The sequence below is a fragment of the Clostridium sp. CM036 genome (genome assembly GCF_055081135.1).
Genome location: NZ_CM143652.1, coordinates 1100787 through 1115521 on the forward strand (window position 1 = coordinate 1100787; position 14735 = coordinate 1115521).

The window sequence follows — 14735 nt, forward strand, 5'->3', positions numbered from 1 at the left end:
CTCTTTTCATAAATTTTGATTTCTCCCTCATCATATAAACTTCATGTCTTATAATTTATATTCGAACGCAATAACCAATATAATCTTTTTATATAAATATTTTCTTAAAAATTCATAAATTAGTTTCAAACGTGCATTAAACCTTAATTAACAAAAAAATAAGAGTAAAAAACACTAAAGCTTAAAAACTTTAGTGTTTTTTTTACTCTTATTTGAGTTTTATTTGCTAATTTTCTAAGCTATTTTAAATTTATTAAAAGTTCTCCAGCCTTTACCTGTTGTCCTTCAATAACATTAATTGACTCAACCACTCCTGTTACACTGGCGCTTACCCTTGTCTCCATTTTCATAGCCTCCACTGTCATCAATGGTTGATTTTCAGTTATTGTATCTCCTTCTGCTACAAGAATGGCTAAAATAGTTCCTGGTATAGGTGCTCCGATTTCTAAAGGATTTGATGAATCTGCCATTTCTGGTCCTTGGAAATCTTGCAACGCTTTATTGTTTCTATCTTTTATTTTTATTTCGCGTCTATTTCCATCCACCTCGAAAACAAGAACTTTGTTACCCTCTAAATCCAATCTACCAATGTGAAGCAACTTTATCATATAGGTTTTTCCTTCAGCAATTTCGACTTCGCAGGTTTCACCCTCATTGAGCCCGTGGAAATATACATCGCTTCCGATTCTACTTAAATCTCCAAACTCCTTAACATATTTTATATAGCCATCGAATACCTCAGGGTATAATGAATAGCTAAGTACGTCTTTTTTATTTGGAGCAATATTAAATTTCTCTATTAGGTGTTTCTCTATCTTGCTAAAATCCTCATCAGGGAGTAATTCACCCGGTCTACATGTAATTGGCTTCTCACCCTTTAAAACTAATATCTGAAGTTTTTCTGGAAATCCTCCCATTGGTTGACCCATCATGCCTTTAAAGTATGCTACAACGGAATCTGGGAAAGACATATTAGTAGCTTTTTCGTATATATTTTCTGGTGTAAGGTCATTTTGAAGCATAAATATTGCAAAGTCTCCAACCATCTTAGAGGATGGAGTTACCTTTACAATATCCCCTACCATTTCATTTACTTCTTTATACAGTTCTTTAATTTCATTAAATTTATGTGAAAGTCCGAAACTTTCTACTTGTGGTTTGAGATTAGAGTATTGGCCTCCTGGAATTTCATATCTATAAATTTCAGCGGAACCAGAATTCAAATCTGATTTAAATTGGTCATAAACTGGTCTTACTGCATCCCAATAATCTGAAATTTCCTGAATTCCTTTGGGTTCTATCCCAGTATCCCTGTCAGTATTCTTAAGTGCTGCAACAACTGAATTTAAAGCTGGTTGACTTGTAAGCCCTGACATACTGTTAAAAGCAGTATCTACAATGTCAACGCCTGCTTGAGCCGCCATCAAAACTGTAGCAACTCCATTTCCTGTAGTATCATGGGTATGAAGATGAATAGGCATTCCTACTTCTTGCTTTAGTGCATTTATTAACTTAAACGCAGCATGAGGTTTAAGCAGTGCTGACATATCTTTTATTCCTAAAATATGAGCTCCTGTTTTCTCAATTTCCTTTGCTAGCTTAATATAATAATCCAAATTATATTTATTTTTTTTATCATTTAAGATGTCTCCTGTGTAACAAATACAAGCTTCTGCAACTTTACCACTTTTAATAACTTCATCTATTGAAACTTCCATTCCTTTTAACCAGTTTAGAGAATCAAAAATTCTGAAAACATCAATGCCTGTATCTGCAGATTCTTTAATAAATTCACGGATTACATTATCAGGATAATTTTTATAGCCTACTGCATTTGCTCCACGTAGTAGCATCTGGAAAAGCACATTAGGAATTTTCGATCGTAGCTGTGTTAATCTTTCCCAGGGCGATTCGTTTAAAAAGCGGTATGCTACATCAAAAGTAGCTCCTCCCCACATCTCAAGGGAAAACAAATCTCCTCCATAAACAGAGGTAGCACTTGCTATTTTTAACATATCCTTCGTTCGCATTCTAGTTGCCATTAAAGATTGATGAGCATCTCTCATTGTGGTGTCTGTTAACAGTAATTTATTTTGATTTTTAATCCAGTTTAAAAGACCTTCCGTACCCTGCATATCTAAAATCTGTTTTGTCCCACTAAGTTTATTTGGCATTATAATTTTAGGAACTACCGGCACATCATAAAGCTTTTTAATTCCACTTACTTCATTTACCATTTTGTCTCCAATGAATTTTAACACTCTGCCTTCCTCATCTTCCTTAGGTGCAATGGATATTAATTCTGGACTTTCTTCAATAAAACTTGTATTACATTCGCCCTTCAAAAAAGTAGGATGATTTAATACATTAATTAGAAAACCTATATTAGTCTTTACTCCTGTAATTCTAGTTTCCTCAACAGCTCTTATAGATTTTCTTATAGCATCTTGAAAAGTTCTAGACCATGATATATTTTTTACCAAAAGGCTATCGTAGTAAGGGCTAATTACCGCCCCTGCAAAACCATTACCGCCATCAAGCCTTATTCCAAAGCCAGAACCTGTTCTATATTCTTCTATTTTTCCAGTATCCGGTGCAAAATTATTAGAAGGATCCTCTGTTGTTATCCTGCACTGAATAGAATATCCTCGAAGCACAACATCTTCTTGAGACGAAATTCCTATTTTAGAGGAATTTAAAGCATAATCTTCTGCTATAAGTATTTGGCTTTGAACTATATCAATACCTGTTACCATTTCTGTAACGGTGTGTTCAACTTGAATTCTAGGGTTCATTTCTATAAAATAATGATTCCCATAAGTATCTACTAAGAACTCCAAAGTTCCAGCACTTCTATAATTTACTGATTTAGCTATTTTTAATGCATCATTGCAGATTTCATTTCTTTTTTCTTCTGATATTGAAAAAGCAGGACTGTACTCTACTACCTTTTGATGTCTTCTTTGAATAGAGCAATCTCTTTCAAATAAATGAACAATATTACCAAACTTGTCTCCAAGAACCTGTACTTCTATATGTTTAGACTTTTCAAAATATTTTTCTATAAATAAATGGTCGATACCGAACGCTTTCTTTGCTTCACTTTTAGCACTTCTATAAGCAGAGGCTAATTCGCCTTCATTTCTTACAATTCTCATGCCTCGTCCGCCGCCGCCAGCAACTGCCTTTAACATAATAGGATATCCACATTCCCCTGCGAGTTTCTTTGCAATGTCTACTGTTTCAATTTCTTTTTCATAACCAGGTATCGTAGGAACTCCTAATGATTTTGCCACAATTTTGCATTTAATCTTGTCTCCAAGTTTATCCATCATTTCAGCTGTAGGCCCGATAAATTCAATACCTGCTTTTGCACATTTTTTCGCGAATTCAGGGTTCTCTGATAAGAATCCATACCCTGGATGAATTGCATCTACACCTTTTTTAAGCGCAATACTGATTATCTCCTCAATATTTAGATATGCCTCAACAGGACTTCTGCTTTTTCCAATTAAATAAGCTTCGTCTGCCTTAGTTTTAAAAAGTGAATACTTATCTTCATTGGAATAAATCGCCACCGTACGAATCCCAAGTTCATTACAAGCTCTAAAAATTCTTATAGCAATTTCGCCTCTGTTTGCTACTAGTACTCGTTTAAATTTTTTCACATTTGTTACCCCCTGTTTTAGCCTTTAATCTACTTCATTATTCATAAGAATACAGGATTTTTAAAAAAAATGCAATAAATAAAAATGTCATTGATTTATTTTTATTCCAAATTCTAGTTATATCTTTTTATATTTTTAGGTTTCTGTACCTATTATATACTGCCATTATTTCTTGCTTTCGCGGCATGGCTAAATCTCCACTTCCACCTTTTAATTTATCCATGGATATTAACCCATTTTTCTTTATTTTACAAATTATATCATCAACCATACTTTCAAATCTTAAGCCCTTATTCATAATATTTACCTCTGCCCATTTCATAATTGTGCCTATAGCATTTACTTGTTCACTATCAACTATTTGCTCTACAGCTCTTAAATCTATGTCATCTCTGTTTATACACAATATATTGAGCCCCATTGTTTTGATTTTAACTCCCCTTTCTCCTTGTGAAATAGTTCCGGCTTTAACTACTCTGTTAAATGAGATATCTATTTTTAAATTTCTTTCGTTAATTCTTTTTGTAATATGACCACTACTTAGTTTTTTAGCCTTTTTTGTGACGTCCTTGGCCTCATAATTATCAAGCTGCACTACAGAATCCGCTACATCAAAAAAATCTCCAGAGCTTCCTACTACCATTATTGTTGAAATACCTTTCTGGTTATATAAAGATCCCACTATTTCAATAAACGGTGTGATTGGTTCCTTTTCTGTGCAAACTAATTTTTGCATTAAATCATCTCTCATCATGAAATTAGTAGCTGAAGTATCTTCATCTATTAAAAATACCTTAGCGCTGCTTTCTATCCCCTCAATAATACTCGCCGCTTGTGATGTACTCCCACTTGCGTTCTGCGTAGAGAATTCTACAGTGTCTTTCCCGTTAGGTAAGTTACTAATAAATAGTGATATATCCGTTTTAGTGACGCATCTACTATCTTCTGCCCTTACTTTTAAAGCTGATTCATCTGTTATAACAAACTCTCTACCATCACCTTCAATATGATTATAAACTCCAAGCTCTATTGCTTTTAATAATGTTGATTTACCATGATATCCTCCACCTACTATAAGCGTTATACCTTTTTTTATTCCCATTCCGCAAATTTTGCCACGGCTCTTTGTATTAAACTCTACTTCTAATTCCTTTGGTGAGGCAAATACCATGCCAGCTTTTAATGCTTTTGTAGATATTCCACTTTCTCTCGGCAGCATTGATCCATTGGCTACAAATGCAACTAGCCCTCTACTTGCAAGCGACCTTCTTATATGCTCTTGATCTTCTACTAAATTTACTCTGCTTATTAATTTTTCACTATTAATATTTTTATACATTAAAGTCCTCTCTACAATATTTGGTATAACATTATACAAAATTTTCTCAAGCTCTCTTGATAAAACGCTTCTTCCTCTCGCTGGAAATCCAACATAAAACCTTGCTTCTATTTTATCCTCATCTATAATTATTGAAGTTCTATTTAGTATCTCTTGTGGACATTTGCTTATAGCTATTAATCCACTCTTCCCAGATCCAAAAACTTTTACGCAGCACTTATTTATATTAGAATAAAATTCTCTTGTTAAATAATCAGCTACTGCAATATTTTTTATTTTATTATCAAAAGTATCCTTTGGAAATTTAGCAACCCTCTGATTTACTATTACCCTAATTCTTGATGGTGATGCAAAAGGATCACCTTGAACATGATCTATGCAAAGTGCAAAACCCCCAAAATCATACTCTCCCTCTAACTCCTTGTACAACCTATAACTTTTCCCATCAATTCTAGCTAGTTCTTTTTTTAACAACTCCAAACTTTTCATTAAACTCTCCTCTTATTCTTTATAAAATAAATTTCACTTTCTTATAATATAAAAAAGCTACTAAACTATGGATTTTTTGTTTAGTAACTTATAATCTACAATACAATGTCTTATTATTTAATACACCTATATTAATTATACACATCTTTATTTGTTGCATCAATAATCATGTAAAATCCGATAAAAATAGTTATTCTTTTCATAAATTAAAAGGAGGATTATACCCCTCCTTTTTGATTTAAATCTCGTATTCTACTATTTCTTCTATAATATCTCTAAACTTTATAGTTCTATATTTAGTGAAATTAAGCCATTTATTTGCAAAAATATCGTTAATGCCTTTTTCGTAATCAGCGATATAGTCCAATAAATCTTTATCAGCGCCTATATTGATACCAAACCCATTTTCATTAATAGTGACTACGGCCTCATAAGAATACTTATCTATTGAGATAACATCCATTAACTTACCAGCTCTTATTTTAGCAACAATGCTAGCATTTAATACTATTACATCGAAGTTTTCTTTAAAATCATAACTTTCTCCAAGGAAAGGTACATTATCACAAATGTTATATTGCACGACTTTTGACAAGTTCTTTTTAACTTCTGCTGTTTTAATATCATAATAATATTCATCAAAACAATTTATTGGAATCTTAATTTCACCTTTAATAAAGCTAGTCACCGTTACTTCATCAGGATCAATAGCGCCTGAAATAATTCCACCACCACTTACATCATAACCATCCACTATTACAAATCTACCAGTGTTTTGGTTATCTGAAAATTTATCAAAGCATATATTCTCCTTTGTTTTTATAGTAACTTCAGCTACATCATTAGTTTTTGCCTCAAGTGCATTTTCGTAAGTACCTAAAGTAGTTGCATCTATAACTTTATTAAACGATACAATTTCACATTCCACTTCTTGAGTTACAAGCTTTATCTTATATTTCCTACCTTTTACAAAATTGCTTTTCCCCATCCAAAATATATTGGTCTTAAAAATATTTGAGACAATAGGTGTATTTTTTTTATGAGAGATTATTTCTCCTCTTTTATTAAAAAATTCATCTTCAAAAGTAATACCTACCGACATACCTGCACTTACAGTTTTTACATTATCTTTTTCTACAAAATATTCAATAGTTTTAACTTTTGTAGTTTTATTTTCTGGTGAAATAAGAATCTCATCCCCAATATTAAGTGTACCTGCCTCTACTCTTCCTGCAATTATTCTCCTATTATCAAACTTATATACATCTTGTATAGGTAATCTTAGAGGTTTTGCTTCGAGGCCTGTTTCTTGGGTAAATAAATCTAATGCTTCAAGCACAGTTTCCCCCTTATACCAAGATAATTTATCGGATTTTGAAGTTAAATTTTCACCGTAAAATGCTGATATAGGGATATAACTCATAGGGTGTACATTTAGATTATTTAAAAAGACATTCATTTCATTTTTTATAACATTAAATCTTTCCTGGCTATAATCAATAAGATCCATTTTATTAACTACAACGCACACCTGCCTAATCCCTAAAAGAGAAAGTATATAACCATGTCTTTTAGATTGTTCTTGAATTCCTTCTTCCGCATCAATTATTAAAAGTGCAGCTTCAGCGCTAGCTGCCCCTGTAATCATGTTTTTAAGAAATTCTACATGTCCTGGAGCATCTATAATTACATAATCCCGCATGTCTGTATGAAATTGAAGAGAAGTTGTATCGATTGTTATTCCTTGTTTTTGTTCTTCTTCAAAAGCATCTAATAGGTATGCATATTCAAATGGTTTACCTTTTTCTTTAGCAATTTTTTTAACTCTGTCTATTGCACCTTCTGGCAATGATTTTGTATCATAAAGCAATCTTCCAATTACTGTAGACTTGCCGTGATCTACGTGTCCTACCGTAACTATTCTTAATACTTCTCTTGTATTTTCCATTAGTAATAAACCCCTCCCTTACATATACCCATCTTTACGAAGCTTTTGCATTGCGTAAGCATCCTCTTGATCTTGAGCTCTACCTGCGCGTTCACCTGTTGTAGTGTTTTTTAGTTCTTCAATAATTTCATCAATAGTCGTAGCCGTAGAATCTATCTTACCAGTACACTCAGCGCAACCAAGACTTCTATATCTTTTGCCGTCTTTAGCAAAATACAAATCTATAATTGGTATATTTTCTCTCTGTATATAAGCCCATATGTCAATTTCACTCCAATGAAGTATTGGATGAACTCTAATATGATTGCCCTTTGGAAAATCAGTTTTAAATTGATCCCAAAGTTCTGGTGCTTGATTAGTATAATCCCATTCCGAATCCTTATTTCTTTCACTAAATACTCTTTCCTTTGACCGCGAACCTTCCTCATCACTTCTAATTCCTAGAATTAATCCATCAAATTCATACTTTGTAACCACCTGTTGAAGGCCATCTGTTTTTAGTGCCTTGCAGCAATTAAGTCTTCCGCAATGTGGCCCCATACCATTCTTTATAGCTTCCTCATTCGTGTGTACTATAAGGTCAATATTAAACTCTTTAGCAATTTTGTCCCTATATTCAATCATTGCAGGTATTTTATGTTTGGTATCTACATGAATAAAAGGAAAAGGACAATGTCCAAAAAAAGCCTTCTTAGCGAGCCACAACAGTACTGTTGAATCCTTTCCAATTGACCATAACATCCCAAGTCTACCTAATTTTTTATAGGATTCTCTTAATATAAAAATACTTTCTGCTTCTAATGTATCTAAATGATCCATAATTTTACCTCCCTAATATTTGTTAGCCTCTGCTACATTTGTTGTAATAATGATTTCTTCACTATTTGGTTTAAACATGTGCCAATGAAGAAGATTTTTTTCTTTTTTTGTATTTAAATAAGTTCCTTTACCTCCAATATCTGCTCCAAGATAATAATTTATAGCCATAAAAGGACATTCTTTAACGCAAGCACAACATCCCCAACACTCCTGTGGGTATTCTATAAAAGCTTTTGAGTCATTCTTTTTAAATATAAGATTTCCCGGGCAAACGTCCATACATTTTCCGCAACCCACACATTTTTGTGGATCTATTTTAATGCTCATAAACTTCATCTCGCTTTATTAAATTTCTAAAAACAACTTTAACCTTTCCATCTTTATATATTGTGTTGATATATTTAAGTAAACCATCATCTTTATATGGAAAATCCGCATTATCTCCATAGCATTTCCAGCGGGTTTCTTTTCTTTTTAGAAGATGAACTATTAAAACTTTGCAAACATATAACCTATCTATGACTTCAAATATTTGCAAAAGTTCTCGCATGTCCTTGGCCCTCAAATCCTTTGAAAGCACTAAAAGCTCATCTATTTTACCACTTGCAATTCGCAATTTTGAAGAATTAAAAACATAGTTTTTAGATATACCACCTGCATATTCATCCATTACCTTTTGCATAGCCTCTTCAACACCATTTATAGAAAATAAACTGTCATTATCTTCAAGAAAAGTTTCTAATAATTTAGCTTTAGATAAAATTTCTTCTTCCTCTATTAATTTATTTTTCTTGTTTTTTATAAACTCCGTTGCGGCATCAGCTGCAATCTCACCTTCGACAAAACAACCAGTTACATATTTTTTAGGGCTTCCCCCTGCCACATCCCCAGCTGCATATAATCCTGAGATAGTAGTAGCTCGTTTTGCATCCACCCAATAACCGCTAGCAGAGTGACCACCTACTATATAAGGTTCTGTACCTTCTATCTCCAAATTTTCTGTACTAGGCCCCAAACCATCTTCAATCCACTTTAAAGTCTGTGCTGGAGCCATATTAAGATATGCCTTGTAGAGTTCTTCCTCTACTTCCTTTGAAATGCCCTTAGTTTTCAAATAGCAAGGTCCTAAGCCTTTTTTATTTTCCTCTACAGTTGCAAATAATCGTGTAATAGTTAAAGGTCTCCCATAGTTTTGTACATACTCCGTATCGTAGGCATTAATTTGCTTAGCACCAATACCTTGAGCCACAGTGCCTGTAGGTGCTATGGTGTCCTTGCATCTAAGCGCAATAAACCTCATTTCAAAAGATGTCATCTCAGCCCCTGCTCTTATTCCCATTGCATACCCTGCTCCGGTATTAAAAGGTGAATACCACATCTTATGTTTAGAAAATCCAGGATTATTAGGTTTATAAAGGCCTGAAGCTCCACCAGTGGTGCAAATAACTGCCTTTGCATAAATTACATAAAAGATATTTTTTTCTATATGGAAACCATAAGCACCTATAACTACTTCATCTTTAACAATGTAATCTATTATATTTACCTTGTTTAAAACCTTTATGTTTTTCTTTGAGTTAACCTCATTTGCAAGAAGAGGTTTTATATTTTCCCCATTGATTTTAATACTTCTTTTGCCACGAGTAACATATTGGCCCTGTGAATCCTTTAAGATTGCAAGCCCTAGTCCCTCCATATTTTTTGTAACTTTGTTTAAATTTTTAGCAATAGAATATACCAGGTCTTCCCTTATTATTCCCTCAGCTTCATTTTTAACATAATCTACGAAGTCTTCTGGGGTATATCCTTTATTAATATAACCATTGATTGCATTAACTCCTGCCGCTAGACATCCGCTTCTTTTTATATTAGCTTTGTCCACTACTATAATGCTTATGTCTTCTCTCTTAGTTAAAGTAAGTGATGCATAACATCCGGCCGTGCCTCCACCAACAACTAATATATCTGCTACCAAAGTTTTCATTTCTAGCTTCATCTTAACCTCCTAAACTATAGCTTTAAATAATCTAATATTTTATCTACACATTGATCTATAGTTTGCTCTTTTGTATTTATCACAATTTCTGGATTTTCTGGGTTTTCGTAAGGTGAAGTTATTCCTGTAAATTCTTTAATTTCAGCGAGTCTCGCCTTTTTATATAGATTTTTAGGATCTCTTTTCTCACATTCGCCAAGTGGGCAATCTACAAATATTTCAATGAAATCTTCACCAAGAGTTGCTCTTACCATTTCACGGTTTACAATAAGCGGGGATATGAAACAAGCAATAGTTATTAGTCCTGCATCTACAAATAGCTTTCCAATTTCACTAATTCGCCTAATATTTTCACTTCTATCCTCTACAGAAAATCCAAGATCTGAATTTATGCCAAGGCGAATATTATCACCATCCAATAGATAAGTTGATTTTCCTAGATGATTTAATTTTATCTCTAAAGCGTTTGCCACCGTAGACTTACCAGAACCTGATAACCCAGTAAACCATAATAACTTAGATTTTTGTGTAAGTGTGGCTTCTCTATGCCTGCGAGTTACAAACGTATTATGCCAGGTAAGATTTTCTGTACTCATTTAACTTCACCTCCATCAATTTTTAAAAACTAGACCCTATCAAGACCCCAAATATGTCTCATGCTTTTCTCTAATCTTGAAAAAACAAGTTTATCAACTAATAAGCCAAGAATTATTATTACTATCATTACTGCTACAACCTGGCTAATGTCTGCTAAATCTCTTCCTACCATTAGTACTTGACCAAGCCCCTTTGTAGACGAAAGCATTTCCCCAGCCATTAGAGCCCTCCATGCAAAGGACCATCCCTGCTTTAATCCACTAACTATATCCGGCAACGCTGCCGGCAGGATTACCTGAGTATAGATCTTACTACCCTTAGCTCCCATCGTTCTTGCAGCTCTTATATATAAGGGATTAACATTTTTTATTGCATAATTAACTGATATTGCCACCGCAAATGTGGAACCAATTGCAATTACAAAAATAATCGAACTCTCACTAAGCCCAAACCATAAAATCGCAAACGGCAACCAGCAAATACTTGGCAATGTCTGAAGGCCTAAAATTAATGGACCCAGGTTCTCTTCTAAATATTTAAATTTAGCAATTGTGAGCCCAAGAGTAACTCCTATTACTACTGAAATAAAATATCCCACTAGTATTCTCTTTAAACTTGCAACAATGGCTATCCCTATAGTATTATCCTTTATTAGAACTGCCAGAGTCCCAAAAACATCTATAGGTGATGGTAACGTATAAGGCCTCCAAATTCTTAGAATATCAACTCCTACTTTATAAATCGCCTCCCATATTAATATTAGAAGAATATAAAACAGAATTTTCTTCAATATTCCAATCACCATCGTATTCTGCTTTTGCAACCTTCTCCACCTCCTCTTTTAATGCTTTCATTATTTTAGATGTGTAATAAGCAATATCACAACTTTCCATCTGTCTTGGCCTTGCAAGCTCTATAATAAACTCCTGCTTTATTCTACCTGGATTTGCTGCCATCACTACAACTCTATTGGCCAAATAAACTGCCTCTTCTGCGTTGTGAGTAATAAAAATGATGGTTTTTTTTGTATTTACCCATATGCGTTGCAATTCTTGTTGTAACATCATTTTAGTCTGACTATCAAGAGCCGCAAAAGGTTCATCCATTAAAAGTATTTCGCAGTCAAGAGATAGTGCGCGAGCAAGTGCTACTCTCTGCTTCATTCCCCCCGACAGCTCATAAACATAGGAATTCTGGAACTTTGAAAGATGAACCATTTTCAAATAATGTAGTGCCTTCTCGTATCTAACTCCCTTAGTCACACCTGCCATTTTCATTCCAAACTCTACGTTATCAATTACCTTAAGCCATGGGAATAATGCTGCTTCCTGAAACATCACTGTCCTATCTGGTCCCGGCCCAGCTATCTCATTACCATTAAGTATAACCACGCCCTTAGTGGCCTTTTCAAGTCCTGCCAAAATATTTAGCAGTGTTGATTTCCCACAACCAGACGGTCCTAGTATACATACGAAGTCGCCCTTTTTTATCTCTAAATTAAAATTTTCAAGTGTGCTTGTTTTTTTATGTTTTGAAACAAATTCTTTGCTTACGCCCTTAACAATAAGACTCAAATTTATCACCTCTTTTATTTGATTTGATCTTGCCCTTTTTCTTTTAAAACTTTATTCAAAATACTAAGATTAAACAACTCCTTAGTATCTGGCTCTAATTTTAAGAAGCCTGCATGGAGTGAATATTTAACAAAATCAATTACTGAGTCTTTTTCCGGATTATTTGTAATTGTTAATCTCTTAAAAGCAGCATCTAAAACATCATTTGGTATTCCTTTTTTAGTTAATTCAGTAATTTGTTTGTTTACTATTTCCTTAGCATTATCTGGATTTTTATTAATATAATCAGTTACTTCTACATGATTTCTTATAAAATTTTCAACAATTTGTGGATGCTGCTTTAAAAATTCAGTTCTAACAACTACTACAGCAGTAGTATATTTTCCTTTTCTAAATATTTCTTTATAATCTAAAATAATATTTGCTTTCGCCTCTTTAATAAATCTTGAACCCCATGGTTCTGGCACTAAGGCTGCATCTATATCCCCTTTTTGCATCAGAGATAAAATATCCGCATTTGCTGCTTGCCTTACTTCCACGGTTCCACCCTTTGTCGTGTCTTTAAGCCCATTCGCAGATAATATATTTCGAAGTGTTAGATCTTGTGTATTACCAAATTGTGGAACTGCAATTTTCTTGCCACTTAACTCTTTTAGATTTTTAATAATTGTTCCTCTTTTAGATACAAATATTGCTCCTGCGTCGGTTGCCCCTGCAATAATCTGAATGTCGCCTTTGGATTTTGCATATCCATTAATAGCTGGACCAGGCCCTATATATGCTATATCAATAGCTTCTGCAAAAAGTGCTTCTATTTCTGCTGGGCCTGCATTGAATAATTTCCAATCTATCTTATTTTTTCCGCCGACGGCTTTTTGAAAACTTCCCTGTGCGCGTCCTACAAGAGCTTGTGAATGAGTTATGTTTGGAAAATACCCAACTCTAAGATTTACATTATCATTTTCTACTTTTTTAGATGAGCATCCTGCTAATCCCCCAAGTATTAAAACACCTACGAATAATACCATTGAAAATTTAAGACTCTTTGAATTTTTCATTTTATCTCTCCTAATTTAAATCCCCACTTTTAACAATATTTCAAAAGGAAAGTGTCCCTCTTATATATTTTATATAAGTATATATTCCATCCCCTATAATGTCAATAGGTTTACTATGTTTTATTGAAATGTCTTCCACTTCTATAAGTGAATGGATACAATTAAGATACATACTATAACAAATAAGATGCATACTATAACAAATAGAAAACTTCAGTTGGAATATAAATCTCCTCCTGAAGTTGTTAAACCCTTCGAAGCTGCGCTAGTTATAATTTAATTGATAGCAAAGTTTTTTATTCAATACGTAGTTTCAATAACTACGTATTGAATTATTTATATTCATATGATATATTATTAATATATATAAATTAGCGCAATCAATTTATACGATTATAATTTAATTTCATGGAGGTATATTATGGAAATAAAAGATAGTTATATTTTTATAGCATTTGGTGATTCTATTACAAAGGGAATCATTTATGATGATGAAAGATCTAAATACGCAACTTTAAAAGAAAACTTTACGAGCATCATTGAAAATAAAATAAAAGGCCCAGTATATAATGCTGGTAAATTTGGTAGTACCATTATGAGAGGCGCACGTAAGATGTATAATGATGTCATCAAAAAATCACCTGATATAGTGTTAATAGAATTTGGTGGTAATGACTGTGACTATAACTGGAATGACATCGCTAAAAATCCTGATATGGAATACAGACCTAATACTGATATTTCTATCTTTCGTGAAACACTACTTACAATGATAGACACATTGAAAACTAATCACATATTCCCTATACTTATGACGTTGCCACCACTCGATCCTTTAAAGTATTTTAAATGGATTACAAAAGAAGATTCTACTTCAGAAAAAAATATCTTACAGTGGTTAGGCACGAAGGATAGACTCTTTAATTGGCATAACTCATATAGTAAAATCATTACTGAGATAGCCGCTGAAACTAGCACTGTTCTTATTGATGTACGCACAGAGTTTTTAAAGTACAGCGACTATAGTCAATTTTTATGTAAAGATGGAATACATCCCAATATTGAAGGTCAATCATTAATAGCAAATGTTATATTAAAATTTTTAAAAGAAAACTACAACTTTTTATTACAACATTAAAAATGTTGATACGCTCATAGAACATATATTCAGACGTATCATATAATTCCTTAGCAACAAAGATTGGAAATTAACTTTCAATTTTTGTTGCTTTTGTTATTTTTTAAAC

Annotated in this window: 12 protein-coding genes; 2 read left to right on the top strand and 10 right to left on the bottom strand. The window is 33.2% G+C overall.

What is annotated here, in order from left to right; genetic code table 11:
* Positions 1-239: 239 nt before the first annotated feature.
* From ACWJKE_RS05240 to ACWJKE_RS05285, 10 genes are all read right to left on the bottom strand, one after another.
* On the bottom strand, positions 240-3668 hold the full coding sequence (locus tag ACWJKE_RS05240) for a pyruvate carboxylase (RefSeq protein ID WP_462959205.1): 3429 nt from the start codon (positions 3666-3668) through the stop codon (positions 240-242).
* A gap of 127 nt (positions 3669-3795) precedes the next feature.
* Positions 3796-5496, bottom strand: coding sequence for an ABC-ATPase domain-containing protein (locus ACWJKE_RS05245; protein ID WP_216303658.1), 1701 nt, complete (start codon positions 5494-5496; stop codon positions 3796-3798).
* A gap of 238 nt (positions 5497-5734) precedes the next feature.
* A complete protein-coding gene (locus tag ACWJKE_RS05250; protein WP_216303659.1) occupies positions 5735-7444 on the bottom strand; it encodes a sulfate adenylyltransferase subunit 1 in 1710 nt (569 codons plus the stop codon).
* 18 nt (positions 7445-7462) lie between these two features.
* The gene (cysD, locus tag ACWJKE_RS05255) at positions 7463-8263 is read right to left on the bottom strand and encodes a sulfate adenylyltransferase subunit CysD (RefSeq protein WP_220286883.1); all 801 of its coding nucleotides are present in this window, start codon (positions 8261-8263) and stop codon (positions 7463-7465) included.
* A gap of 12 nt (positions 8264-8275) precedes the next feature.
* Positions 8276-8590, bottom strand: coding sequence for a 4Fe-4S dicluster domain-containing protein (locus ACWJKE_RS05260; RefSeq protein WP_462953944.1), 315 nt, complete (start codon positions 8588-8590; stop codon positions 8276-8278).
* Positions 8580-10259, bottom strand: a complete 1680-nt coding sequence (locus tag ACWJKE_RS05265) for an adenylyl-sulfate reductase subunit alpha (RefSeq protein ID WP_216303662.1) — start codon at positions 10257-10259, stop codon at positions 8580-8582. Before ACWJKE_RS05265 ends, ACWJKE_RS05260 begins: the two co-directional genes overlap by 11 nt.
* Positions 10260-10273: 14 nt before the next feature.
* Positions 10274-10855 (bottom strand): adenylyl-sulfate kinase, encoded by a 582-nt coding sequence (gene cysC, locus ACWJKE_RS05270; protein ID WP_220286884.1) that lies wholly within the window; start codon positions 10853-10855, stop codon positions 10274-10276.
* 29 nt (positions 10856-10884) lie between these two features.
* Positions 10885-11661, bottom strand: a complete 777-nt coding sequence (locus tag ACWJKE_RS05275) for an ABC transporter permease (RefSeq protein ID WP_462959352.1) — start codon at positions 11659-11661, stop codon at positions 10885-10887.
* Positions 11591-12430 (bottom strand): ABC transporter ATP-binding protein, encoded by an 840-nt coding sequence (locus tag ACWJKE_RS05280; protein WP_220320296.1) that lies wholly within the window; start codon positions 12428-12430, stop codon positions 11591-11593. Before ACWJKE_RS05280 ends, ACWJKE_RS05275 begins: the two co-directional genes overlap by 71 nt.
* A 14-nt stretch (positions 12431-12444) precedes the next feature.
* Positions 12445-13488 carry an aliphatic sulfonate ABC transporter substrate-binding protein gene (locus ACWJKE_RS05285; RefSeq protein ID WP_220320297.1) on the bottom strand — a complete coding sequence of 348 codons (1044 nt, stop codon included), beginning with the start codon at positions 13486-13488 and terminating at the stop codon, positions 12445-12447.
* A 151-nt stretch (positions 13489-13639) separates the two neighbouring features.
* Here ACWJKE_RS05285 and ACWJKE_RS05290 point away from each other — a divergent pair, with 151 nt between their 5' ends.
* Together ACWJKE_RS05290 and ACWJKE_RS05295 are read left to right on the top strand one after the other, a co-directional pair.
* Positions 13640-13768: a hypothetical protein gene (locus tag ACWJKE_RS05290; protein WP_462959206.1), complete on the top strand. Its 129-nt coding sequence runs from the start codon at positions 13640-13642 to the stop codon at positions 13766-13768.
* A gap of 141 nt (positions 13769-13909) precedes the next feature.
* Positions 13910-14626: an SGNH/GDSL hydrolase family protein gene (locus tag ACWJKE_RS05295; RefSeq protein WP_165414043.1), complete on the top strand. Its 717-nt coding sequence runs from the start codon at positions 13910-13912 to the stop codon at positions 14624-14626.
* Positions 14627-14735 lie beyond the last annotated feature (109 nt).

Excerpts from the sequence above, each read along its gene's own strand:
- cysC (WP_220286884.1), bottom strand. The coding sequence starts at position 10,855 with ATGAGTACAGAAAATCTTACCTGGCATAATACGTTTGTAACTCGCAGG.
- ACWJKE_RS05245 (WP_216303658.1), bottom strand. The coding sequence starts at position 5,496 with ATGAAAAGTTTGGAGTTGTTAAAAAAAGAACTAGCTAGAATTGATGGG.
- ACWJKE_RS05285 (WP_220320297.1), bottom strand. The coding sequence starts at position 13,488 with ATGAAAAATTCAAAGAGTCTTAAATTTTCAATGGTATTATTCGTAGGT.
- ACWJKE_RS05265 (WP_216303662.1), bottom strand. The coding sequence starts at position 10,259 with ATGAAGCTAGAAATGAAAACTTTGGTAGCAGATATATTAGTTGTTGGT.
- ACWJKE_RS05290 (WP_462959206.1), top strand. The coding sequence starts at position 13,640 with ATGGATACAATTAAGATACATACTATAACAAATAAGATGCATACTATA.
- ACWJKE_RS05295 (WP_165414043.1), top strand. The coding sequence starts at position 13,910 with ATGGAAATAAAAGATAGTTATATTTTTATAGCATTTGGTGATTCTATT.
- ACWJKE_RS05275 (WP_462959352.1), bottom strand. The coding sequence starts at position 11,661 with ATGGTGATTGGAATATTGAAGAAAATTCTGTTTTATATTCTTCTAATA.
- ACWJKE_RS05250 (WP_216303659.1), bottom strand. The coding sequence starts at position 7,444 with ATGGAAAATACAAGAGAAGTATTAAGAATAGTTACGGTAGGACACGTA.
- ACWJKE_RS05260 (WP_462953944.1), bottom strand. The coding sequence starts at position 8,590 with ATGAGCATTAAAATAGATCCACAAAAATGTGTGGGTTGCGGAAAATGT.
- cysD (WP_220286883.1), bottom strand. The coding sequence starts at position 8,263 with ATGGATCATTTAGATACATTAGAAGCAGAAAGTATTTTTATATTAAGA.